Source organism: Bacillus sp. RB3 (genome assembly GCF_030164735.1).
GTDB classification, from domain to species: Bacteria; Bacillota; Bacilli; order Bacillales; family Bacillaceae_G; genus Bacillus_A; species Bacillus_A cereus.
Genome location: NZ_JASNGE010000001.1, coordinates 268152 through 293262, shown reverse-complemented (window position 1 = coordinate 293262; position 25111 = coordinate 268152). Strand labels below are relative to the sequence as shown.

Sequence of the window (25111 nt, the reverse complement as noted above, 5' to 3'; positions counted from 1 at the left end):
AGTTTTTTTGAATAAATCTTCCAATTCAATCAGAAAATAATGGCAAAAAAGAAGAGGAGTTTACATATGGATACGGTAACATTAGCAAGAGCATTTTTTGGTTCTTCATTAGCATTCCACATTATTTTTGCAACACTTGGCGTCGGACTTTCATTGATGATTTTTATAAGCGAAATACTCTATCACTGGAAGAAAGACTCCGACTATGCCATTATGGCGAAAAGATGGACAAAGGCGTTTGCTATTCTTCTCGGTGTAGCAATTCCAACTGGAACAATTGTTGGTGTGCAAATCTCACTTCTTTGGCCTGGTTTCGCCAAAATTGTTGGGCAAGTTATTTCTGTTCCCTTCCAAATTGAGATTTTCGCCTTCTTTTTGGAGGCTTTATTCATGTCGATTTACGTATATGCAGCTGATAAACTTCCTCCATTTATGAGATTAATCTCGCTATTTTTCGTCATGCTTGGTGCCACGGCATCCGCCGTGCTTATTACATCAGCAAATACATGGATGAATACACCAGCAGGCTTTTCAATGAATCCAGATGGATCTGTTTTTAACGTTGATCCGTGGAAAGCTTTCTTTAATCCAAGTTTTGGCACAAGTGCATTTCATGTCGTTATTACGGCTTATGCAACCGGTGCGGCTGTCATTGCTTCTATTGCTGGATTTAAATTATTGAAGAAAAATTTAAGTACACGTGAAATTGCTTATCATAAAAAAGGGCTGCTATTAGGGCTTGTCGTTACATTTATTACAGGCGCTACGATGTGGCTTTCAGGACATGAATCAGCGATTGCCTTACATAAACACTCACCTGAAAAACTTGCATCTGCTGAAGCTTTATTTGAAACGACATCACACGCACCGCTATCCATTGGCGGAGTTGTGGATCCTAATACACTTGAACTAAACTATGCACTTGAAATTCCAAACATGCTTAGCTTATTAGTGGGACTAGACCCTAGCACTGTCGTAAAAGGACTAAACGAATTCCCACAAGAAACATGGCCACCATTTTATACACATACACTATTCAACTTAATGGTAGGAACTGCTGCGTTTACCTTTGCTGTTGCAACAATTGCACTCTTATATTGGTATTTCGTGTACCGAAAAAAGGGAACAGAACTACCGAAGTGGCTACTTTGGGGGGCTGCCGCATGCGGACCAATTATGATGCTCGGTATTGAATTCGGATGGATTTTCAGTTGTAGCGGTCGTCAACCATGGACAATTTATGGTATGCAACGTACCGTCGATGCATCTACACGCGCTGATTTCGTCGGTCCTTTATTTGTTTTGTTCATCATTTTGTATATTGGACTCGCTATTTTAACAGTCATTGTTCTACGGACATTCTTTAGAAGACATCCATTAAAGAATGATTTACAACACCAAGGAGGCGATTCTCATGTATGAGGAAAGTATTGCAATCATCATCTTATGGGCCCTTATTTTCGTATACAGTATACTAGGGTCCATTGATTTTGGCGCTGGTTTTTGGGGCATGGTATACGCAAAACATCCGACGCTCGCTGCTAAACTTGCGAATCGGTACTTATCACCAACTTGGGAAGTAACAAATACGTTTCTCGTTTTCGTCGTTGTCGCATTTCTCGGCTTCTTTCCGAAAGCGGCCTTTACTCTTGCGACAGTAATGTTCGTACCAGTTATGTTAATTTTAGTGCTCATTGCAGTACGTAGTACATTTATGGTATTTGCTTACTCCTTGCCAAAATACCAATACCTTCTTCGGGTTATTTCAGGTATTACTGGTCTATTAATTCCAGCACTATTAATTACCGTTTTACCCGTTACAGAGGGAGCCTATATTACAATGTCTGAAGGAAAGGAAGTACTCCTATATGGAAAACTTCTTTCTAGCCCAGTTATCTACTGTTATATGCTCTTCGGACTAACTTCTGAACTATTTCTCTCCTCTCTCTTTCTTGCTGATTTTTCGAGAGAACAAAGTTCAGAAGATACGTATAGAATTTATAGAAGAAATGCTATCATCCTTGGTCCTGCAACGCTCGTTACGGCAATTATTGCCCTCGTTGTAATGGATCCAGAAACACATTGGGTTATGCAAGGATTAATAAAGCAATTCCCGTGGTTTACAGTTTCTATTGTTTTATTCGTTATCGGATACTCGTCCCTTTGGTGGACAAACAAAAAGTACAATACACTAGGATACCCTCGCATTGCCGTTTTAGCTGTCGTCGCTCAATATGCATTTGCAAGCTATGCTTACGGGGTCGCGCATTTACCGTATATTATTTATCCTGACGTAACTGTATTTACAAGCTTTACAACGAAAGAAACGTTCTATGCACTGCTCATTCTATACGCAATTGGGATTGCAATTTTATTACCAGGATTTATTTTCTTCTGGAACTTATTCTTGAAGGATCGTACTTTTTTGAAGGAAAAATAATATAGCATTGGAGTCTGTTCCAAAAGGCATTTTGGGATAGACTCCTTTTGTCGTGTTTTGTCGATAAGTCGATATATTTTAAAAATCGCTGATATATTTTAACTTGCGCCGATATATTTCAATAATCGCTGATATATTTTAACTTGCGCCGATATATCTCAATAATCGCTGATATATTTTAACTTGCGCCAATACATCTCAATAATCGCCCATATAAATTTCATTTACTATCTTACTGCCCAATAATTTATAGACTCCTCTCATAATAGTTATTTCACTATTCGTGACACTTGTCCTTTAGCATGAAAAACACATATTCGGTTCATCTCGTTATACGTCTAGTTCTTCTTATTTTTTTCTGAATATACTACCAATATAAACTTGAGACAAGCTACATCTGTTCAAGGGAAAATAGAAAGGTAGGCAAAATATGAGCATTGAAATATGGATTACTATTATTGTATTTTTCTTAACGATGATCGTTATCTTTTGGCGACCTCGCGGCTTAAATGAGGCATGGCCAGCAGCAATCGGAGCTGGTATCATCATAATTACTGGACTTGTATCAAAACCAGACATCATGGATATTATAAGTAAAATTGGCGGTGCTTCCATAACAATATTAGCAACTATTGTTATGGCAGTTATATTAGAAAGCTTCGGCTTCTTCCATTGGTCCGCAGCGAAACTGGCAAATCTAGCGAAAGGTTCTGGACGCCGTCTATACTGGTATATTCAATTATTATGTTTTCTTATGACTCTTTTATTTAATAACGACGGTAGTATTTTAATTACAACTCCCATTTTAATTCTTCTTCTAAAAAACCTTCAATTAAAACCACATCAACAAATTCCTTATTTATTAAGTGGTGCTTTAATCGCTACGGCATCTAGTGCACCAATTGGTGTAAGTAATATCGTAAATTTAATCGCATTAAACATCGTCCATATGACTCTTTATATGCATACCGCTATGATGTTTGTACCTGCAACATTAGGCTTATTATTTATGTCATGGCTCATGTATACAGTTTTGAAGAAAAAACTTCCGAAAAAATTACCTGTTTCTTCATATGATATTGAAGAAATTTTCTTCACGAAAAACTTCCATCCACTAAAAGGAAATAATTCTGTCGATACGAAACAAAAACGGACAAGATTCATGTTAAAAGTATTAGGTTTCGTCTTCCTGATGCGCTGTCTTCTATTCGTTGCATCCTTCTTATCCATCCCAATTGAAATCGTTGCAGTACTTGGTTCACTCGTTCTTCTCATTTGGAGATGGTACTACTTACGAACAAATCCTGTCGACATTTTGAAAAAGACACCGTGGCACATTTTAATTTTCGCCTTCTCTATGTACGTCATTATTTACGGACTACACAACGCAGGATTAACAGCTGCACTTGTACAATGGCTCGAGCCAGTTGTGAATCAGCATCTACTCTATGCTAGCTTTGCAATGGGCGGACTTGTATCCATCCTCTCTAACGTCTTCAATAACCATCCTGCCCTTATGATTGGTACAATCACATTAACAGAAATGGGACTAGATCCAGTCACATTAAAAACTATCTATCTTGCAAACATCATTGGTAGTGACATCGGTTCACTATTACTACCAATTGGTACGCTAGCTTCACTCATTTGGATGTATATTCTGAAACAAAACAAAATTAAAGTAAAATGGAAAGACTATTTAAGTGTATCCCTTATCGTTATCCCGCTCACAACAGTCGTCACACTATTCCTCTTATTCTACTGGGTACATCTCTTCTTCGCCTTATAAACAACAGAAGCCCCATTTGCTACCGTCTTAGCAAATGGGGCTTCTTCTATAATAAAGTTAGGTACTACAGTGTGATCAATCAAGTAAAGAGGTGTAACATGTTATTGATATAAATGACTACCAGCTTCTTTAAATTCTTCTGCTTTCTCTTTCATTCCTTTTTCAATTGCTTCTGTCGTTTCTAAATCATTTTCTTTTGCATACTCACGAATATCATGTGAAATTCTCATACTACAAAACTTCGGTCCACACATTGAACAGAAGTGAGCTGTCTTTGCCCCTTCTGCAGGCAACGTTTCATCATGATATTCCATCGCACGTTCAGGATCTAAAGATAAATTAAATTGATCGCGCCAACGGAATTCGAAGCGTGCTTTTGAAAGTGCATCATCACGCTGATGAGCCGTTTTATGTCCTTTCGCAAGATCAGCCGCATGCGCTGCAATTTTGTACGTAATAACACCCGTGCGTACATCATCTTTGTTTGGCAAACCTAAATGTTCTTTCGGCGTTACATAACAAAGCATCGCTGTTCCAAACCAGCCAATCATAGCAGCTCCAATTGCAGATGTAATATGGTCATAACCTGGTGCAATATCTGTCGTTAGCGGCCCAAGTGTGTAAAACGGCGCGCCCTGACAAATATCAAGCTCTTTCTCCATATTCTCTTTAATTAAGTGCATCGGTACGTGTCCAGGTCCTTCAATCATAACTTGCACATCATGTTTCCAAGCAATTTTTGTTAATTCACCAAGTGTTTCAAGCTCAGAAAACTGTGCTTCGTCATTTGCATCTGCAATAGACCCTGGACGTAATCCATCTCCAAGAGAGAACGAAACATCATACTGCTTCATAATTTCACAAATCTCTTCAAAGTGAGTATATAGGAAGTTTTCTTTATGATGGAATAAACACCACTGTGCCATAATCGAACCACCGCGCGAAACGATACCTGTCGTACGCTTTGCCGTGATTGGAATATAACGAAGCAATACACCAGCGTGAATCGTAAAGTAATCAACGCCTTGCTCCGCCTGCTCAATTAACGTATCACGATATACTTCCCACGTTAAATCTTCTGCAATTCCGTTTACTTTTTCCAGCGCTTGATAGATCGGTACAGTTCCAACTGGTACAGGCGCGTTACGAATAATCCACTCACGCGTCGTATGAATATTTTTACCTGTAGATAAATCCATAATCGTATCCGCACCCCAGCGCGTTGCCCATGTCATCTTCTCTACTTCTTCTGCAATCGAAGAAGATACAGCTGAGTTTCCGATATTCGCGTTTACCTTCACATGAAAATTACGCCCGATGATCATCGGTTCAGCTTCTGGATGATTAATATTCGCTGGTAAAATAGCGCGGCCTTCTGCGATTTCCTTACGAACAAACTCCGGCTCTACCCCTTCACGAATCGCAACATATTCCATCTCAGACGTAATAATGCCATTACGTGCATAGTGCATTTGCGTAACATTTGCACCTTGCTTTGCTCTAAGTGGCTGGCGATCCATTTGCGGGAAAACAGGTGTATGCTTCGAAGCTACTTTCACACCGTCATCCTCTGGTTTCACTTCACGCCCTTCGTATGCTTCTACATCACCACGCCCCATAATCCAAGAGTGGCGCGGCGTTGGAATTCCTTTTTCCAACTCGACCTTATACGCAGGATCTGTATAAGGACCGCTCGTATCATACACACGGATTGGTGGATTTGGAACGCCATTCGTTTCGCTTTGTTCAATCTCACGCATCGGCACTTTCATACCTTCTCGTGGTCCATCCACATATACTTTCTTACTCCCTGGTAAACTCGACTTCAATTCAATTTGCTCAGCTGAAACAGATTGTTTCATAAATTTTGTTGCCCCCCTGTTCGTGACAAGGACAAGATATGGCCAGCGCATGCCAAAATAAAAAGAGCCAGGTCCATAAAAAAATAAGGACCTGGCTCATAAAGACATCATTATGTAAAGCCGTTAACTTCCCTACGCTGGTACGAGCCAGATCAGGTCCAAAGGGTTAAGAAGTTCACGCGCTTCTCTCTCAGCCTACGCATACGTTAGGCACCCCTAGTTTATCACTGATTTAATTTTCAATACTTTCCCATCATACACGATAATCTGAAAAATGAAAAGTTTATTTCTTTTGCTCTTTACGGAATCATCCACGTTAAATAATACGCTTGCACATACGTCATAATACCAACAATAATTACGAAGAATAAGCTATGCTTCACTGTAAAACGGAACAAATCCGATTCTTTTCCAGCAAGACCAACCGCCGCACAAGCGATCGCAATCGACTGCGGGGAAATCATTTTCCCTGTTACACCGCCTGTTGTATTTGCTGCAACAAGAAGCACTTCAGATACGCCGACTTGCTGCGCTGTAATGGCTTGTAAATTTGAGAACAGTGCATTCGCAGACGTATCAGACCCTGTTAGGAATACGCCAATCCAGCCTAAGAATGGTGAGAAGAACGGGAATAGTCCGCCAGTTCCGGCTAATGCTAACGCTAACGTAGAAGATAGACCAGAATAGTTTGCGATAAATGCAAACCCTAGTACGAATCCGATAGATAGAATTGGCACTTTTAATTCGCTTAACGTTTCTTTAAATGTCACTACTGCATCTTTTACATTCATTTTCAAAATAAACATGGAAATGATACAAGCAATTAAAATCGCTGTTCCAGTTGCCGATAATACATCAAACTTCAAAATTGCCTCGTAAGGCGTTGGTTTATTTACAATTGGCTCTGCTTTCATTACTAAATTATGCAGACCTGGAATTTCAAACTTAAATACAAGACTTTCTAAAGCCCCTCCTGGAGCGAATAATGCCTTAAAGAAACTTTGGCTCCAAATGACTACCATAACCGTTAATACGATAAATGGAGACCATGCTTTCACTACTTTTCCAAACGTTAATTTCGGCATCGATGCCGCTGTCGTTGTTACTGCTACTTCACTATTTGCTTGCCCGGATTGATAAATTTCTTTCGGCTGCCAAACTTTTAAGAACAGCGCTAAACTAATTAAACTTACAAGTGCCGATGTAATATCCGGAAGTTCCGGTCCTAAAAATGTCGCTGTAATGAACTGCGTAATCGCAAATGAACTACCGGCTACAAGTAACGCAGGCCACGTTTGTCTTATACCTTTAAATCCATCCATTAAAAATACGATAAAGAATGGAACAAATAATGATAGGAACGGTAATTGATGCCCAGCCATTTGTCCAATTTTATGTGGATCAATACCTGTTACTTGTCCAGCAACTGTAATCGGAATTCCCATCGCTCCGAACGCCACTGGTGCAGTATTTGCAATCAAACAAAGACCTGCTGCGTATAAAGGATTTAACCCAAGACCCGCAAGAAGCGCTGCTGTAATCGCTACTGGTGCCCCAAATCCTGCCGCTCCTTCTAAAAATGCTCCAAATGAAAATCCAATTAAAATAACGAGTAGACGATGATCGTTCGTAATCGATAATACCGATGCACGAATCACATCAAATTGACCTGTTTTCACAGAAATTTTATATAAAAATACGGACATAATGATAATCCAAGCAATTGGCCATAACCCATACAAAAAACCGTACCCGGTTGCTGCCATTGCCATCGTGAACGGCATTTTATAAGCGAATAACGCTACTAAAACTGTAAGTACAACTGTAATAAATCCTGCCACATACCCCTTCATGCGGAAAACTGCTAAAGCTAAGAAAAAAAAGATAATCGGAATAAGTGCGACCGCTGCCGAAATCCAAATGTTTCCGAATGGATCATAAACTTGTGTCCATGTGTTCATTGTTCTCTCCCCCTAAAGAATCCCCTTTTAAATAGAATAACCTCATCAATAGACTATCAGGTCATCATACCTTTAAGCCTAAAATAAAAAAACGTTTAAGAAAACGTTTTCAACAACTTTCATTTATACTGTACCATAACAATTTCTATTAAAAAAGATTTTTTTGAAAATTTTATTATTTAACAGAAAATCTTACAAAATCGTCACGTTCTTGTAATGTTCATCGATAGGAAGTTTGCCAAAATTATTGCATAATAATAGTATAACAACAGAAATTATTCATGAGGTGATATATATGAACGGAAATAAAATATTAGCTGCGTTATCATACTTTAGTGTACTATTTGCCCCTATCTTATTCCCTATTATCGTTTGGATTGTGGGAGACGCTGAAACAAAACCACATGCAAAACGTGCTCTATGGACACACATCATTCCAAGTATCGCTACATTCATTGGCGTAACTATTCTAGGAATTATGGGCCTTGGATCTGATCAACCAGATGTAACACTTGGAATTGGATCAATGATTGTCTTAGCTATTTGCGGAATCATCAGCTTATACTACTTCATCTGGAACATTGTAAAAGGAATTAAAGTGCTGAAAGCTTAATTTTAAACAAATGTTTGTTTAAAAAGGGCCCCTTGCAATTTGCAAGGGGCCCTTTTTCCTAATTCGTTCACTTTATCTTCTGCGTTTCTTCTTTTTTCTCATCATTTTCTTTCGGCGCGTATTCACTTTATCCGCTATAATGTGGAGCGTACTTGCCACAACAATTCCCATTAAGAACGTTACAATTTCAACCTCATGCTTCTTCGCAATTTCTATTAAATTACCATCCAGTGCGATTACATTTAATAGTAACAAAAATGGAGAAAAGACGATTAACATGTACGCAATACGAATTACATCACCAAGTATAATCGTATGTGTAAAGAAAGATCGATGCGGCATTACTTTCTTATAAGGATACCAAAATATACGTAAGAAACCCCATTTGTTATAAGCATTACTGTACGTATCTAAATCTGGTGTTAAAAATGAAGTACCTACTAAAAAACCAATCGCAAAAGTTAATAAAAAATCAAAATTTGTTAATCCATACGAAAAGAGCAAAAACAAAACAACCGGAAGGGATATTAAGTTTATTTTCGTATGCGTTCTTCCTGATGGCATAATGCACTTCCTCGCTTACGTTCGTCCTGTCACCTTATGACAGGTTTCACCTATTGACCTAATTTCTGATCGATAAATGTTGTGTCTATATCCGAACCAAACCATTCTGCCAACTTCACTCGTGCCTTATCTTTCACATCTTCATTGACGTATAACGACACCTGTATTAGTGCGGCCGTTAACGCCCCCAAATCATCCGTATAGCCAATTCCAGCAATGAAATCTGGAATCACATCAATCGGTGCAATAAAATAAGCAAGTGCTCCAATTACAATAATTTTCACTCGTTTTGGAACATCGGGTCTTTGCAAAACGTAAAACAGTAATAAACTTGCATAAATGACCGATTGCCCTGCTTGCTTTGCAACATGTTTTACTTTCTTCCAAAACGCTTCAACTGAAAATTTTTGTTTCATGTAAAAAGCCTCCCTATTTTTAAAAAGAAATAAGCTACAATATGTTATCAGTAAAAGTTCATGGAAATTACACAAAACCTATCAATGAACTTTTATTGTAACAAACAAACCAAAAAAGAACAAGTGTTCGTTAATTTTCACACTATTTCCTTCATATAATAGATTCCTAGATAACCCTTACCCATCTTCATTTCTTATTTCTCAACAAAGAAAATTTTCACTTCCACTTAACATTCTGCTCTACCTTTGTTATATTTTCTAGTTGACGGACATATAAACGAATGTTAAAGTTTTCTCTGGTAGTGACAAATCTTATACAAAAAATGTAAAATGTTATAGTGTTTCTCAGAAATGAATTTTGTTGTATAATACAGAAATGACGTTATGCTTATGAGCAACAAAAGAAACCAAAAGGGTATGCATAGTTATAGTCGTATATGGGTGAATATAGAACCTTTAATTATGGCCAAGAAAACTATGTATTTTTTATTTTAGCATTTTTCGCTCCAAAATCGACCAAGCCTGATAGAGAAAGGGTGGAAATGAATGAAAGAAACCTTGAAATCACAATTTCAAAATGTGCGTTTCACTGTATTCGTAGCTTTAGCCTTATGGCTGAAAACTTACCTTATTACACGCACAAGCTTTGATTTAAAACTTGAATCTTTCATGCAAGAATTCATTTTATTCCTTAGCCCATTAGCAGCATCATTACTGCTTGTTGGTCTTGCATTATTTGCAAAAGGGAAAAAACGTAACTATATAGCACTTGGAATTAATTTTGTCTTAACAATTGTTCTTGTTGGTAACGTAATGTTCTACGGATTCTACAATGACTTCGTTACATTACCGGTGCTAGGACAAACATCTAACTTCGGAAGTTTAGGTTCTAGTGTGAAAGAATTATTTAACTACAAAATTATCCTTGCCTTTGCAGACATTATCATATTCTTCGTTCTGTTGAAGAAAATGAAAAACTTTGCACCTACAGAGCGTGTAGCACGCCCGATGCGTTCTCTATACTTCGTATCAACAGTTGCTATTTTCTTCGCAAACTTAGGACTTGCAGAAGCTGAACGCCCAGAACTATTAACACGTTCATTCGACCGCGTTATGCTTGTTAAAAACTTAGGATTATATGTACATCAAGTATACGATCTTGGCTTACAAGCAAAATCAAGTTCACAAAAAGCGTTCGCTGACGGTAGTAAATTACAAGAAACAGAAAACTACGTAAAAACAACACAAAGTAAACCAGATCCAAATATGTTCGGTACTGCAAAAGGGAAAAACGTAATTGTTGTCTCTCTTGAGTCATTACAAACATTCTTAATTGGTGCAACAGTTAATGGACAAGAAGTTACACCATTCTTAAACCAATTTACGAAAGAAAGTTATTACTTTGATAACTTCTTCCATCAAACTGGTCAAGGTAAAACATCTGATGCTGAATTCCTAGTAGATACTTCGTTATATCCACTAGACCGCGGTGCTGTATTCTTCACACACGGTAACAATGAATATACAGCAACTCCAGAAATTTTACGTCAGCAAGGGTATCACACGTCGGTATTCCACGCAAACAACGCAACATTCTGGAACCGTAACATTATGTATCCAGCACTTGGTTATGATCGTTACTACAACGAGCTTGATTACAAGATTACGCCAGAAACAAAATTAAATTGGGGATTAAAAGATATCGAATACTTCGATCAATCTATTGATATGTTAAAACAAGTGAAGCAACCATTCTATACTCGCTTCCTTACTTTAACGAATCATTACCCATTCACTTACGATGACAGTACAAAATTAATCGACGAATATAATTCTGGTGATGGAGTATTTGACCGTTACATGGTAACTGCTCGTTACTTAGACGAAGCAATGAAACACTTTATTGAGCGTCTAAAAGCAGAAGGTATTTACGACAACTCAGTAATCGTATTCTACGGTGACCACTACGGTATTTCTGAAAACCATAACCGTGCAATGGCACAGTTCTTAGGAAAAGAAGAAATCACTGCATTTGACCATATGAACTTACAAAAAACACCGATGTTTATTCACGTTCCGGGTCAAAAAGAAGGTAAAACAATTTCGAAACCAACTGGTGAAATTGACATTAAACCAACTATTCTAAACTTACTTGGTGTAGATTCTACAAATGACGTTCGATTCGGTCATGATGTATTCTCACCTGATAATAAAGGATTCGTTGTTCTTCGTGACGGTAGCTTCGTTACAGATAAATACATGTACACAAACAGTACATTCTATGACCGTGCTACTGGCGAAGTTGTACAATTACCGAAAGAAGAATCCCAGCCACTAATTGATCGTGCCCAAAATGAATTGAACATGTCTGATAAAATCATTGAAGGTGACTTACTTCGCTTCTCTGAAAGTAATAAGATCAAAACTGGTGAAGTAAAAACAGTTATTAAAGAAGAAAAGAAGAGCGCTGAGTAATCTCAGCCTCTTTTTTATTTTCTTCCATACAACTACTTATATTCATTAACTTTAAAATTACATAACCTTTACCAAATATTCACACAGTGTTAATGAAGAATCTCTATAATAAAATATATAAACGAGGTTCTACATATTTCTTATCTCTCATCTTTCGTAAGATCCCTTAAAGAAATGTGTAAATCTTTTGTTTCTACTTTCTTATAATTGTCTTTCAACTTGTTTTGTTTCCATACACAAAGCATTCACCGAGACAATGTCCCTATGAAAGATAGCTACCCTCCTTGTGCAGCATTCCATAAGAATGTTGCTTTTTTTTATTTAAAAGCAGGATTCTCATTTCTTATTTTCGAATTTGTATATACAAAATGCTGTAAAGTGAAACTTTAATCATCCCTCATCAATCGGGCATTTACGGGCAGTGATTCGCCCACTTCACTTCTTTGCTCTACCCGAATTTGTAAGTAGGGGCTTTACTGCCGTTAATGCGGGGTAGATCATCCTTATTTCTCTATGATTTACAAATACATATATGGTCATATGTAGAGAATTGCTCACATAAAAATTACTATAGTGATTTTTATCTCGCATGAATGAAAGTTTCACGTTACTTACGTACTTACGAAAGGATGGGACGGAAATTGGCATACGAAAAATTTGTACTTTGGAATGATGAAGTTATTGATACAACAAAACAACAAACGTACATAGAACTTGAAGAGAGAGGTTCGCAGTTCGGAGATGGTGTCTATGAGGTTATTCGCCTATATAAAGGGAACTTTCATTTATTAGATCCGCACATAACGAGATTATATCGATCCATGGAAGAAGTAGAATTATCGCTCCCTTTCTCAAAAGCTGAGCTCATCACTTTACTTTACAAATTAATTGAACGAAACCATTTCCACGAAGATGGCACCATTTATTTGCAAGTATCTCGTGGTGTACAAGCTCGCACACATGTATTTTCATATGACAACCCTCCGACAATTTATGCCTATATTACAAAAAAAGAACGACCAGCTTTATGGATTGAATATGGTATACGCGCTATATCAGAACCCGATACTCGATGGCTACGCTGTGACATTAAATCATTAACTTTATTACCAAACGTACTAGCTGCTACGAAAGCTGAACGGAAAGGCTGTAAAGAGGCACTTCTCGTAAGGAACGGTATTGTAACGGAAGGAAGCCATTCCAACTTCTTTTTAATTAAAAACGGAACGCTTTACACACATCCAGCCAATCACCTTATTTTAAATGGCATTATTCGTCAATATGTCCTTTCTTTAGCGAATACTCTTCACATTCCTGTGCAGGAAGAACTTTTCAGCGTTCGTGACGTTTATCAAGCAGATGAATGCTTTTTTACAGGCACAACGATTGAAATTTTGCCAATGACCCACCTTGATGGGACCGCGATTCAAGATGGGCAAGTTGGGCCTATCACCAAAAAACTGCAAAAATCTTTTAATCAAATCTTATTACAATCCAATATGGCATCTTCTTAAACACGAATAATTTCTGTCCTTTCATATTCAATATATGCATTTAAATGGAAATCAAGGTGTAATTTTATGCCTTGATTTTTTTCTTGTAATCTTTTTGTCATATTCAGATTCCTATATAAGTCTTGACAGTAATCGACATGCTCTTTAGAATTTTTAACAGTTGGTAAATATTTCTTCACTACATTACAGACAGAAAGGAATCGACAAATTATGAAAAAGTATCTTGCCGGTCTTGCGGCAGTGTCTGTAGCAGGAGGAGCAGCACCTACACTTGATAGTGTTCAAGCTGCACCTGAACAAAATACACAAAAAGCTGCTACAACTGTCCAAGCTTCTGCATCAAACAGCTCATCTTATAAGGTAAACGCGAGCGTATTACATGTTCGTGCGGGATCAAGCACTTCTCACGACATCATCTCACGCGTTTATAACGGTCAATCACTAAACGTGATTGGCGAAGAAAACGGTTGGTTCAAAATTAACATTAATGGACAAACAGGCTTTGTTAGTGGCGAATTTGTATCAAAAAGTGGCGCAGCAAACAACAATGTAAGTACAGGTGGCAACAATAAAGTTACCGCTGATGTATTACGTGTACGTACAGCTCCTAACACATCTAGTTCTGTTTCTGGGCGTGTATATGAAGGACAAACATTAAACGTAATTGGACAAGAAAATGGTTGGGTGAAAATTAACCATAATGGACAAGTAGGTTATGTAAGTGGCGAATTCGTATCTGGCGTTTCTTCTAATGCAGGTTCTTCAAACAACAATACGAATAATAACAACCAAGAAGTAAAACCAGCAAGCGGAAACTATACAGTAAATGTATCTTCCCTTCGCGTTCGTACAGGTCCTAGCACTTCTCACACAACTGTAGGTTCTGTGACAAAAGGACAAGTAGTACAAGTTGTTGGAGAAGTTCAAGATTGGTTCAAAATCAATTACGCAGGACAAACTGCTTATGTAAGCAAAGACTATGTAACAAAAGGCGGTTCTAACGAAAACGTTACAGAAGGCAACAAACAAGAGCAAAACAATAATAATGGAACTATTCAAACTGGCGGTTCTTACGTAGTTAACGCTACATCTTTACGTGTTCGTACAGGCCCTGCCGCTTACCATAGTGTAATTGGTGGCGTTTTAAATGGTACAACATTAAACGTAGTTGGATCTGAAAACGGTTGGTTTAAAGTAAATTACCAAGGAAAAACAGGCTTTGTTAGTAGCGAATTTGTAAAATTCGTTAAAGGTGGTACTACTACTCCTGAGCAACCAAAACAACCTGAAAAACCTAACCAAGGTGCAATTGGCGACTACTACATTAATGCTTCTGCACTAAATGTACGTAGCGGCGAAGGTACAAATTATAGAATCATAGGCGCACTTCCACAAGGACAGAAGGTTCAAGTAATCTCTGAAAACTCTGGATGGAGCAAAATTAACTACAACGGTCAAACTGGTTATATCGGAACACGTTACCTATCTAAAACACCAGTTGGAGGCGCAGTAGATAATAAGCCTAACAATAACCAAAATAACAATCAAAACAATAGCAACAATAATAATACAGGCAACAATAGCGGCGACAGTTCTTCCGTACTTGCATATGCAAAATCAATGCAAGGTGTACCGTACGTTTGGGGCGGAACTTCTGCTAACGGCGTAGACTGCAGTGGCTACATCTACCACGTATTTAAGAAATTTGGTCATAACATTAGCCGCCAAAGTGTTGCAGGATATTGGAGTAGCCTACCACAAACTTCAAGTCCACAACCTGGTGACTTAATTTATTTCCAAAACACTTATAAATCTGGTCCTTCTCACATGGGTATTTACCTTGGGGGCGGATCATTTATCCAAGCTGGAGATAAAGGTGTAGCAATCGCTTCATTAAGTAACTCTTATTGGAAGAGCCACTTCTTAGGATACACGAAAGCACCTTAATTAATAGTTTCAAAGCCTTCTAGTTTACTAGAAGGCTTTTTTGCTATGAGTTCAACATATTACTCCCTTTCTCCTACCTTCTCTCTACAAGAATAATGTATCCATTCTTCCATTTCATACACTTTATTCTACAAAAACAATGCATAACGTTATCATAATGTATATATTTTCATAAAAAACATAACCTATTTCATGTCTATTTATTTTATATGTGTTTTTTTGAAGAATTTTCTTTTTATTTAAACTTTTCATTAGACGTTTGACCTCCGATGTCCATTATGATAAGTTACTAAAGATGTTATATTCGCAAACGTATAGACAACTGGTTTATACACTGTTTTTACTATGAGGAAGGAGCATACACTGCATGAATCTTTTATGGGGAATTGGCGGCGTGATTGGAGTATTAGCAATTGCTTTCTTACTATCTTCCAACCGCAAAGCTATTAATTGGCGCACAATTTTAATTGCGCTAGCATTACAAATGTCATTTTCATTTATCGTATTACGATGGGACGCTGGTAAAGCAGGTTTAAAACACGCTGCTGACGGTGTTCAAGGATTAATTAATTTTTCTTACGAGGGAATTAAGTTCGTTACTGGGGATTTAGTCAACGCAAAGGGACCTTGGGGATTTGTATTCTTTATTCAAGCACTACTTCCAATCGTATTTATTAGTTCATTAGTAGCAATCTTATATTATTTCGGTATTATGCAGAAATTTGTTAGCATCGTTGGTGGTGCATTAAGTAAACTTCTTGGAACTTCTAAAGCAGAAAGCCTAAACTCAGTAACGACTGTATTTTTAGGACAAACTGAAGCTCCAATTTTAATTAAACCTTACTTAGCACGCTTAACAAATAGTGAATTCTTCACTATTATGGTAAGCGGTATGACAGCTGTTGCTGGATCCGTTCTTGTCGGTTATGCAGCAATGGGTATTCCGTTAGAGCACTTATTAGCAGCTGCAATTATGGCGGCTCCATCGAGCTTATTAATTGCGAAACTAATCATGCCAGAGACAGAAAAAGTAGATAATAACGTTGAACTTTCTACAGAACGTGAAGACGCAAATGTTATTGATGCAGCTGCACGCGGCGCATCTGAAGGTATGCAACTTGTTATTAACGTAGCAGCAATGTTAATGGCTTTCATCGCATTAATCGCTTTATTAAATGGATTATTAGGATGGATTGGTTCTCTGTTCGATATTAAACTTAGCCTTGATTTAATCTTTGGTTACTTATTATCACCATTCGCAATCTTAATCGGGGTTTCTCCTGGTGAAGCGATACAAGCAGCAAGCTTTATCGGTCAAAAACTTGCAATCAACGAATTCGTTGCATACGCAAACTTAGGACCACACATGGCAGAGTTCTCTGACAAAACAAATCTAATTTTAACATTTGCAATCTGTGGATTTGCAAACTTCTCTTCTATCGCAATTCAATTAGGTGTAACAGGAACGTTAGCTCCTACTCGCCGTAAACAAATTGCACAATTAGGGATTAAAGCAGTTATCGCTGGTACATTAGCGAACTTCTTAAACGCAGCAGTTGCAGGTATGATGTTCCTATAAACTTATATAGAGTCTTCTCTTTCTACAAGAGGAGACTTTTTTCATACAATCCAAACGTCTTTTATGTATCTATTAATCAATTTATCCTTAATATAGGCACATTATGATACAATAATGTTTAAGTCTTTTTATTTTTCTTATGAAAATAGAGATACTACTTGTTGTTACCCTTCAAAAGAGTTTAACGACATGGTCAATTTCTTAATAATTGCGCATACTACAAGTATCTATTGATGAAATAGCTTTAAGGAGGAAAGTTTTGTGAAAGATAAGTTCTATAAAATCCTCTCTATGTGGATTTTACAAATTGTATTTTATTTTACTACTGTACATGTGACGAAATATGAGCATGCTCTCATTTTTACAATAATATACGTAATCGTAAATGTACTATTCTTATTTTTAGCTGACAAAATAGCATTTGTTTTCTTCATACTAGGAACCATTATTTCCGTATTTTATTTGTTCTATCAAGCATGGCTTCACTTATGGAGTACATCAGATCAATGGCAATATATGATTACCCACTTCCTGATGGCAGCTAACTTCTTCATTGTATATATAACAACTCACCTATTAAAAAAAGTGATTCATGAAAATAAAGCTTTAACTGAGCGTGTGAGAACATTGGAACAATATATTGGAGAATCCAAATTACTAACAAGACAAGAATTCGAGAGACGCCAAGCGTTATTAACGACTGCAATGAATCGTCGTAATGAAACAGGCATTATTGTTTACTTTGATTTCACTTCCTTTAGTAAATATACAAAGGAAAGTGTTATGGACCGTGTAGCTTCTTTATTAGTTGAAACGGTAAGGAATGATTTTGACCTTGCTGCTGAATATGATAATAATACGCTAGTTATTTTATTACAAAACACAAATGAAGCTGGTGCTGACATTGTAATGAACCGCCTAAAACCAAAAATGGAGCAATGGCTTGCTGCTGAAGCAATCAAAGATATAAAAATTTCAAGCGAGCAAATTGGAAACAAAGGACAGACACTGTTATGATGACTCTCGTTATACTTCTTTTATTCCTTCTGTTTTGCGTACTCGTTTTTTGGATTAGTATCACATTTTCAATTAAATATGTACTTATTTTTACGGCCTTTCTATTCTCTGGCTTACTCGTTTACTACTCTTTCTTAACAATCGCGGGCTTAATTCACCGAAATAGTAAACGAAAAGATCGTACGCTAGAACATTATCCGAGCGTCGATATTTTCATACCTGCCCATAATGAAGGCGTCGTTATTAAAGATACTTTAGAGGCGATGGCAAAGATTGAATATCCAGGAAAGCTAACTATTTATTTATTAAATGATAACTCTCAAGATGAAACACCTGAAATCGGAGATGATTTCGACAAAGCTTATGCTCATATTCGCCATATTCGTGTTCCTCCCGGTGAACCGAAGGGTAAATCACGTGTACTAAACTATGGGCTTAGTATTTCAGATGGTGAGTACTTCTGTGTTTACGATGCAGATAACCAACCTGAACCACACGCACTGCGAATGCTTGTAGAGCACGCTGAAACAACTGAAGATGCTGTTGGAGCTGTTGGACACGTTCGTACAGTAAACGAAAAAAGAAACTGGTTGACGCGAATGATTTCGCTAGAATTCCAAATCTTCCAGCTCCTTATGCAATCTGGACGCTGGTTACTATTCCAAACAGGCTCGCTGACAGGAACAAACATGCTTCTTCGTCGCTCCGCACTAGAAGAGCTTGGTGGCTATGACCCTTACGCAATTGCAGAAGATGCTGAATTAACATTACGAATTACACAAAAAGGTTATCTCTTACCAATCGTCCCAGAATCAGTTACTTGGGAACAAGAACCAGAACATTTAAAAATTCTTATTAAACAACGTACACGTTGGCTCCAAGGAAATTTATATATTTTAGAAAAAATGTTCTCATCATTAAGTTTCTTTAAAGGAAAGCTGCTTGTTCATTCCTTACAACAAGTTCTGGTGTATGTTGTATTTTGGCTATTCCTAATCATTTCGAACGTTTGGTTTGTAATTGGGCTGCTCGGGATATTCCAAATTCAATATAGCATTCCGCTACTATTTATGTGGTATGTTGCATATATTACATATGTTTCTCAATTATTTAGTGCCCAGAGTGTCGAACGAACCTTTACACCGACTAATATTTTTATTAGCGTTATTATGTACTTTACGTACGCACAGCTCTTTACGTACTTATTTATTCGTAGCTTAATCTTATACTTACGTGCAAAGAGCAAGAAACAAGTCATTGGCTGGGATAAAACAGTTCGATTTAAAAAAGATAAATAATAAAAATAAGCACAGAGCGCCGTATGCTCTGTGCTTATTTATTGCCGTATAAATTATATATCAGACAATACCCCTTAGCTGAAAGTAATTTCACGTCCATCCCCCAACGAACGATCGACCTTCATTTATATACGAAAAAGTGATTGCTATTTTTGTAGAACCAATTGCTTCTCTTGCTGTTCTTTGCGCGTTTCAGTCTTAGGTTCCGTGCTTTCTTGGACACTACGATGTGCCACACGTTTCAAACAAATATGCTTCCACTTTCTTTCGTAACGTTTCATTATTCTAGATGTCCCCCTTGAATGCGCTTTAAAACTATTTGAAATCGCTTACAGGAAATAATATAGCACATATATATAAACGTGACAACACATTTCCGACAATTTTTTGTCAAAAATATGAATAGAATTCGTAAGGGATCGAATATTGTCGAAACCTATCGTTTTTTCTTCGTATAAAAGGCATACTACTTATATGGTAAAGTATTTTATTTCCCCTACCCGCATTTCAAATTCCTTCTATATAAAGTGAAACTTTCATTAGCCATCACCAATAGGGCTTTTACAAGCAGCTCGATTTATTTGCTTTTGCTGAATTTTGAGGTGGGGTTCTTACTGCTCAGCAAATAGAGGGATAAAAAAAGAGCTGATATGAAATCAGCTCTTTTCCTTCTATTATTAATGACGCTTCATACGTCCTTCTTTTTGTAACTCTTTAAATAATGCTGCCATCATAAAGAAAATAACAAAGACGAACGGGAATGCTGCAATAATAGCTGCCGTTTGTAATGCTTCTAATCCGCCAATATATAATAGCGTAGAAGCTATCGCGGCTAGAACGATACCCCAAATCATTTTAATACGATTTGGTGGGTTTAAACTACCATGTGTCGTTAACATTCCTAAAACAAATGTTGCAGAGTCTGCAGATGTAATAAAGAATGTTGCAATAAGTAAAATACCTAAAACTGATAAAGCTGATCCAAAGCTGCCCATCTGATCGAACATAGCGAATAATCCTACTTCTGTTCCCATCTCTTTCACTTTTTCGAAGATATGTGCATCACCAAACAGCTCCATATGAATACCTGTTCCGCCGAAAACGGAGAACCACAGTGCACCAATTACGGTCGGTACGAGTAACACACCGATAACAAACTCACGAATTGTACGGCCTCGTGAAACACGAGCAATAAACGTACCTACGAATGGTGACCACGCAATCCACCATGCCCAATAGAAAATTGTCCACGATTGAATCCATTGGTTTCCACCTTCGTCTAATGGACTTAAACGGAAGCTCATGCTTGGTAATTCCTGAATATAAGAACCGATTGTTGAAGTGAAGTAATTCATAATAAAGTTTGTTGGACCCGCAAATAATACAATGATCATAAGTGCAAACGCAAAAATAATATTCGTATTACTTAAATATTTAATTCCCTTATCAAGACCTGTTTGTGCAGATAACATAAATAATACTGTTACGATTGCAATAATAACTAACTGTGTCGTTAATGAGTTTGGGATAGATGTTAAATAACTAACACCACCCGCAATTTGTTTTGCACCGAGACCTAATGACGTTGCAACACCAAACACAGTTGCAAAAACAGCTAACACATCAAATGAATGAGCAATACGCCCGTGTTCCCCGCCCTTAAATAACGGACCTACTGTCGCACTAATCGTACTTGCTTTTCCTTTTCTAAAGGTAAAGTAAGCAATACATAACGCTACAAACGCATATAGTCCCCAAGGATGTAATCCCCAATGGAAAAATGAAAAACGCAGTGCAAGACGCGCACTTTCCTCAGTTGCACCTTCTCCAAACGGAGGTGCGTATAAATGGTTTAATGGTTCAGCAACGCCCCAAAAAACTAAGCCGATACCCATACCAGCACTAAATAGCATAGCAAACCATGTCATATAACTATAATCAGGTTCGTCATCATCTTTACCTAGACGAATAGAACCGTATTTCGAAACAATTAAAAAGATAGACACACCTAAAATAATAGAAACGGAAATAATATAAAACCAGCCGAACTTACTAACTAATGCAGTTTGAATTGCGGTTGTTACATTTCCTAAGCTACCTTTTCCAATAATAGATTCGGGAATAATCCCCCAAATTGTAAATGCAATACATAATGTTAATGAAACGATGAATGTTTTTGTCAGTTTCCTCATCAAATCCCCCTTCGTAGGTTTCGCTTTTGTAAATAACATAAATTCCGATATGTAAAATCGGATAGAAAACTATAATTTTGCAGTGATTTTCTTATTTTCACCTTCACCAATTCGAATTCTTATGGACAGCCTTACCTTTCGTATAACCTTTTCACTCTGCAAGAGCTACAAGTTAGAAATACTGCTGTCAAATTGTGTGAGAAAAACGCGGATAGGAATGTATTTTCCTAAAAAAGGATGTGTTACATATGTAAAAAAGGGCAAATTTCTTCCTTGCAACCCTTTCGTTTTGTAACAATTATGCGGTTTTTTTGCTAGTATATAGCACGTGTTTATAGCTTCACAAACAAAATGTTTATGTTTATATAACTATATTACCCATAAAACGGTAAAATACTCAAGGAATGTAATCGTTTAGTAAACATCATGTAACATTCCTGTAATATTTTTATTTACGTCGAAAAAAACATGTTGTATTAAATATTTTGAATATAACTAGAAACCTATGAGTCATATAGAATGAAAAACGCTTTCCTATATTTTTTGTTATATTACAGGATATTAACGACTTATTACGAATGGTTTGTAATTGTGTGTTTTCCCCAAATCCGAAAAAATCTGTTGCTATAATGAGGACACGAAAACAAACGCAATGGAGGCTATCATGAAAAAATTAATTGGTATAGCAACAGCAGCAGTTTTTGGTCTTGGGATTTTCACATCATCTGCTAATGCAGAAACTGTTGTAACAACAGATGTACTAAACGTACGCGAAAACCCTACTACGGAATCAAAAGTTGTCGGTAAATTACTAAACGGTAATAAAATAGATGTACAAAATACAGAGAACGGATGGTCAAAAGTTACTTTAGACGGTAAAGACGCATTCGTAAGTGCAGAGTTCACAAAAAGCATCTACTACGTAACAGCTAACGTATTAAACGTACGTGCTGAAGCGAACACAAACTCAGAGGTTCTTGGAAAGTTGAAGAAAGACGATGTAATCGAAACAACGAACCAAGTACAAAATGAGTGGTTACAATTTGAATATAACGGGAAAACAGCTTATGTTCATGTTCCTTTCTTAACAGGTACAGCACCTGTAATTGAGAAACAAGAAACAACGGCTCCTGCTAAAGCTGAAGCACCAGCTAAGGCTCAAACACCTGTAGCACAAGCAAAACCAGCTGCTAAGCCTGCTGTAAAAGCTGCTGAAACTAACACACCTTCTGGTGGTCGTGAGTTAACAGTTGTAGCTACAGCATATACAGCTCACCCGAGCGAAAACGGTGGCACATATGGCGGCCGTGTATTAACTGCAATGGGTCATGATTTAACTGCGAATCCAAACATGAAAATGATCGCTGTTGACCCGAAAGTAATCCCATTAGGATCTAAAGTATGGGTAGAAGGTTACGGAGAAGCTATCGCTGGAGATACTGGTGGTGCAATTAAAGGTAACCGTATTGATATCTTACTTGGATCAGATAGCGCTGCTCAAAAATGGGGACGCAAAACTGTTAAAGTGAAAATTTTAAAATAACCAATGACTGCTAAATTACAAGCCGGTTCTCTTTATTGAGAGCTGGCTTTTATTTATTTATAATACATATAAGGAGGCTATGCCCATGAATGTACAAGCAAAAGTAGACTGGATTGGTACGCCAAAACCGTACATATATAAAGATGAAGTAACATATAACGCTACTTCTATTGATTTCTCACTCGCTGGCGATGATAACCGCTATAAGTTAATTGTGCTCAAGTCTGAAAACAATACACATTACAAAATTGTGCAATATGGAGTAAAACCAGGCTCTCAAAAGCCATTTCCTATCGATATTCCATTTGAACAAAACATGTTACCAATTATAGAGCAGATATTACATGATCCATATGTACAAGAAATATTAAAGGAAACACACTCATAATTGTAAAAAAATATATCAACGATTTTTCAATTATATCTATCATAACTTACGATATATCAACGGTTCGACACGAAATATCGATTTAGCTACAAAAAAGAAGCTGTTCAAATATTGAACAGCTTCTCTCATATTAACGAGTTGGACCAGATACATCTTCTGATTTCAAAGTATTATTTGCACCAAGAGAATGATACAACATCTTTCCATTTCCATTCACAGTTACAATATGTTCGTTATTAAAACTTTTGAACTTCACAGATCCATCACCGTAACGAATATGATACTCTTCATATGTCGTTACTTTATATTTCGTATCACTTTGACGCTCTACATTACGAACTTCCATCGTTAATAAGTCTTCTGTAATTCCTTTTTTGTGTAAATACTGTATATAATCACGGTCTTCCTTATACGATTTCCCGCTCTTATCATAATTCTTTTCAATTAAACTAAAATCATTTAATGAAATTGCACGTACGTTATCATAAATATGATTTCTTACAAATTCGCCCACTGCTGAACTTGATGTTTCTTTCGGGAATTTTAAGTAATACGTGCTTTGGTCTCCAATTTTAACACTTTCAGATTTCATCACACCAAAATCAGTAGTTTTCTCTAAATGTACTTCTACTGTTTCATCTGTGGATACAGGGCCAAGCTTATAACTTCCATAATTTAATTTTCCACGTTTTTTCCCATTCACAAATACAGTTGCATCACTTTCATCAGAAGAAATGCTTACATACTTACCTTCAAGCGATAAATCCACTTTCACCTTCTCGCTCTGTTCATCCGCTAAATCTACTTCTTTCTCTGTTTCTAATTCAGTCAGTTCTGTCTTCGCCGTTGCCTTTACAACATATGTACCTGGGAAGTATGGCCCCAACTCTTTCGAAGTTTTATCACTAGAAAGCTCTGTTTCTTTTTTGTCATTCACATGTATTTCTGCATTTTTTGCAGTTGTACTAATGCTCATATAATAAGATTTCATGCTGAACTTATACTTTGGATATAAGAACCACTCTTTTCCCTCTTCTACTATTTCCCCGTCCTTAAATGAAGATTTATCTTTAGTTAACTTTTGATCTACTGTCTCTTTCTGTAAATAAGACAGTAATTGTTTGTTGTAAGAAGGATTCTCTTTTAAATAACGCATGTACGCTTTAATATCCTCTGTCTTAATCTTTAAGCTTGAATCATTCGCTTTTACAAACTCATCAATTGCATTAATATCTTTCTTTTGGAATGCTTCAATCATTACATTTACTTGCTTTTCTTTTGAAAACTTATATGCTCCAAATTTATATGCCCCAAATAATAATGCAGCAATAACAGCAAAACCAATGATCAAAAATAAATTTTTCTTACTTTTCACTGATTTTGTCTCGCTTTGTAATTCTGTATATGAAGCAGCAGTGTTATCAACGATTACTTCTACTTTACTCCCACACTCCGGACAAAAGTTCAAATGGTCTGCAACGTTCTTTTTACATGTTCCACAAAACTTCAACGT

Annotated in this window: 18 protein-coding genes and 1 riboswitch; of the genes, 12 read left to right on the top strand and 6 right to left on the bottom strand. The window is 37.0% G+C overall.

The features are described 5' to 3' along the window. Positions 1 to 66 precede the first annotated feature (66 nt). The 3 genes from cydA to QO049_RS01360 all read left to right on the top strand — a co-directional run bounded on the left by cydA (position 67) and on the right by QO049_RS01360 (position 4229). Positions 67 to 1422, top strand: a complete 1356-nt coding sequence (gene cydA / locus QO049_RS01370; RefSeq protein WP_000381987.1) for a cytochrome ubiquinol oxidase subunit I — start codon at positions 67 to 69, stop codon at positions 1420 to 1422. After that, the gene (locus tag QO049_RS01365) at positions 1415 to 2440 is read left to right on the top strand and encodes a cytochrome d ubiquinol oxidase subunit II (RefSeq protein WP_000272788.1); all 1026 of its coding nucleotides are present in this window, start codon (positions 1415 to 1417) and stop codon (positions 2438 to 2440) included. The genes cydA and QO049_RS01365 overlap by 8 nt, the downstream gene beginning before the upstream one ends. Positions 2441 to 2870: 430 nt before the next feature. Then, the gene (locus QO049_RS01360) at positions 2871 to 4229 is read left to right on the top strand and encodes an arsenic transporter (protein WP_000021120.1); all 1359 of its coding nucleotides are present in this window, start codon (positions 2871 to 2873) and stop codon (positions 4227 to 4229) included. A gap of 101 nt (positions 4230 to 4330) precedes the next feature. Here QO049_RS01360 and thiC read toward each other — a convergent pair whose 3' ends face one another. Together thiC and lldP are read right to left on the bottom strand one after the other, a co-directional pair. Next, entirely contained in the window at positions 4331 to 6091 is a 1761-nt protein-coding gene (gene thiC / locus QO049_RS01355; RefSeq protein WP_000814479.1) for a phosphomethylpyrimidine synthase ThiC, read from the bottom strand. Between the two features lie 112 nt (positions 6092 to 6203). Continuing rightward, positions 6204 to 6319, bottom strand: a riboswitch (TPP riboswitch). A 71-nt stretch (positions 6320 to 6390) separates the two neighbouring features. Beyond that, positions 6391 to 8052, bottom strand: coding sequence for an L-lactate permease (lldP, locus tag QO049_RS01350; RefSeq protein WP_098279865.1), 1662 nt, complete (start codon positions 8050 to 8052; stop codon positions 6391 to 6393). Positions 8053 to 8347: 295 nt separating this feature from the next. Between lldP and QO049_RS01345 the strand changes: the two genes are divergently transcribed. After that, the gene (locus QO049_RS01345) at positions 8348 to 8665 is read left to right on the top strand and encodes a magnetosome magnetite crystal formation protein family (protein ID WP_001014099.1); all 318 of its coding nucleotides are present in this window, start codon (positions 8348 to 8350) and stop codon (positions 8663 to 8665) included. A gap of 72 nt (positions 8666 to 8737) precedes the next feature. Here QO049_RS01345 and QO049_RS01340 read toward each other — a convergent pair whose 3' ends face one another. Together QO049_RS01340 and QO049_RS01335 are read right to left on the bottom strand one after the other, a co-directional pair. After that, positions 8738 to 9229, bottom strand: coding sequence for a metal-binding protein (locus tag QO049_RS01340; protein WP_001139060.1), 492 nt, complete (start codon positions 9227 to 9229; stop codon positions 8738 to 8740). A gap of 50 nt (positions 9230 to 9279) precedes the next feature. Continuing rightward, positions 9280 to 9645: a YkvA family protein gene (locus tag QO049_RS01335; RefSeq protein WP_088053902.1), complete on the bottom strand. Its 366-nt coding sequence runs from the start codon at positions 9643 to 9645 to the stop codon at positions 9280 to 9282. Between the two features lie 546 nt (positions 9646 to 10191). Here QO049_RS01335 and QO049_RS01330 point away from each other — a divergent pair. The 6 genes from QO049_RS01330 to QO049_RS01305 all read left to right on the top strand — a co-directional run bounded on the left by QO049_RS01330 (position 10192) and on the right by QO049_RS01305 (position 19475). After that, on the top strand, positions 10192 to 12120 hold the full coding sequence (locus tag QO049_RS01330) for an LTA synthase family protein (protein WP_000665350.1): 1929 nt from the start codon (positions 10192 to 10194) through the stop codon (positions 12118 to 12120). 629 nt (positions 12121 to 12749) lie between these two features. Continuing rightward, on the top strand, positions 12750 to 13634 hold the full coding sequence (locus QO049_RS01325) for a D-amino-acid transaminase (RefSeq protein ID WP_284489098.1): 885 nt from the start codon (positions 12750 to 12752) through the stop codon (positions 13632 to 13634). A gap of 210 nt (positions 13635 to 13844) precedes the next feature. After that, entirely contained in the window at positions 13845 to 15581 is a 1737-nt protein-coding gene (locus QO049_RS01320) for a C40 family peptidase (RefSeq protein ID WP_048655536.1), read from the top strand. Between the two features lie 367 nt (positions 15582 to 15948). Next, the gene (locus tag QO049_RS01315) at positions 15949 to 17160 is read left to right on the top strand and encodes a NupC/NupG family nucleoside CNT transporter (protein ID WP_098607229.1); all 1212 of its coding nucleotides are present in this window, start codon (positions 15949 to 15951) and stop codon (positions 17158 to 17160) included. Positions 17161 to 17421: 261 nt separating this feature from the next. Then, the gene (locus QO049_RS01310; protein ID WP_098595750.1) at positions 17422 to 18177 is read left to right on the top strand and encodes a nucleotidyl cyclase domain-containing protein; all 756 of its coding nucleotides are present in this window, start codon (positions 17422 to 17424) and stop codon (positions 18175 to 18177) included. Then, on the top strand, positions 18174 to 19475 hold the full coding sequence (locus QO049_RS01305) for a glycosyltransferase family 2 protein (RefSeq protein ID WP_000988751.1): 1302 nt from the start codon (positions 18174 to 18176) through the stop codon (positions 19473 to 19475). The genes QO049_RS01310 and QO049_RS01305 overlap by 4 nt, the downstream gene beginning before the upstream one ends. Positions 19476 to 20152: 677 nt before the next feature. Here QO049_RS01305 and opuD read toward each other — a convergent pair. Beyond that, positions 20153 to 21667, bottom strand: a complete 1515-nt coding sequence (gene opuD / locus QO049_RS01300; protein WP_001230117.1) for a glycine betaine transporter OpuD — start codon at positions 21665 to 21667, stop codon at positions 20153 to 20155. A gap of 664 nt (positions 21668 to 22331) precedes the next feature. Here opuD and QO049_RS01295 point away from each other — a divergent pair. Together QO049_RS01295 and QO049_RS01290 are read left to right on the top strand one after the other, a co-directional pair. Continuing rightward, on the top strand, positions 22332 to 23210 hold the full coding sequence (locus tag QO049_RS01295; protein ID WP_098607230.1) for a cell wall-binding protein EntA: 879 nt from the start codon (positions 22332 to 22334) through the stop codon (positions 23208 to 23210). A gap of 85 nt (positions 23211 to 23295) precedes the next feature. Beyond that, complete coding sequence (locus QO049_RS01290; RefSeq protein WP_001102542.1) at positions 23296 to 23598, top strand: DUF3910 family protein; 303 nt, start codon at positions 23296 to 23298, stop codon at positions 23596 to 23598. A gap of 130 nt (positions 23599 to 23728) precedes the next feature. On the opposite strand, the gene QO049_RS01285 is transcribed toward QO049_RS01290, so the two are convergent. Then, positions 23729 to 25108 (bottom strand): zinc ribbon domain-containing protein, encoded by a 1380-nt coding sequence (locus QO049_RS01285; protein WP_000666896.1) that lies wholly within the window; start codon positions 25106 to 25108, stop codon positions 23729 to 23731. Positions 25109 to 25111: the final 3 nt, after the last annotated feature.

Excerpts from the sequence above, each read along its gene's own strand:
- cydA (WP_000381987.1), top strand. The coding sequence starts at position 67 with ATGGATACGGTAACATTAGCAAGAGCATTTTTTGGTTCTTCATTAGCA.
- QO049_RS01365 (WP_000272788.1), top strand. The coding sequence starts at position 1,415 with ATGTATGAGGAAAGTATTGCAATCATCATCTTATGGGCCCTTATTTTC.
- QO049_RS01360 (WP_000021120.1), top strand. The coding sequence starts at position 2,871 with ATGAGCATTGAAATATGGATTACTATTATTGTATTTTTCTTAACGATG.
- thiC (WP_000814479.1), bottom strand. The coding sequence starts at position 6,091 with ATGAAACAATCTGTTTCAGCTGAGCAAATTGAATTGAAGTCGAGTTTA.
- lldP (WP_098279865.1), bottom strand. The coding sequence starts at position 8,052 with ATGAACACATGGACACAAGTTTATGATCCATTCGGAAACATTTGGATT.
- QO049_RS01345 (WP_001014099.1), top strand. The coding sequence starts at position 8,348 with ATGAACGGAAATAAAATATTAGCTGCGTTATCATACTTTAGTGTACTA.
- QO049_RS01340 (WP_001139060.1), bottom strand. The coding sequence starts at position 9,229 with ATGCCATCAGGAAGAACGCATACGAAAATAAACTTAATATCCCTTCCG.
- QO049_RS01335 (WP_088053902.1), bottom strand. The coding sequence starts at position 9,645 with ATGAAACAAAAATTTTCAGTTGAAGCGTTTTGGAAGAAAGTAAAACAT.
- QO049_RS01330 (WP_000665350.1), top strand. The coding sequence starts at position 10,192 with ATGAAAGAAACCTTGAAATCACAATTTCAAAATGTGCGTTTCACTGTA.
- QO049_RS01325 (WP_284489098.1), top strand. The coding sequence starts at position 12,750 with ATGGGACGGAAATTGGCATACGAAAAATTTGTACTTTGGAATGATGAA.
- QO049_RS01320 (WP_048655536.1), top strand. The coding sequence starts at position 13,845 with ATGAAAAAGTATCTTGCCGGTCTTGCGGCAGTGTCTGTAGCAGGAGGA.
- QO049_RS01315 (WP_098607229.1), top strand. The coding sequence starts at position 15,949 with ATGAATCTTTTATGGGGAATTGGCGGCGTGATTGGAGTATTAGCAATT.
- QO049_RS01305 (WP_000988751.1), top strand. The coding sequence starts at position 18,174 with ATGATGACTCTCGTTATACTTCTTTTATTCCTTCTGTTTTGCGTACTC.
- opuD (WP_001230117.1), bottom strand. The coding sequence starts at position 21,667 with ATGAGGAAACTGACAAAAACATTCATCGTTTCATTAACATTATGTATT.
- QO049_RS01295 (WP_098607230.1), top strand. The coding sequence starts at position 22,332 with ATGAAAAAATTAATTGGTATAGCAACAGCAGCAGTTTTTGGTCTTGGG.
- QO049_RS01290 (WP_001102542.1), top strand. The coding sequence starts at position 23,296 with ATGAATGTACAAGCAAAAGTAGACTGGATTGGTACGCCAAAACCGTAC.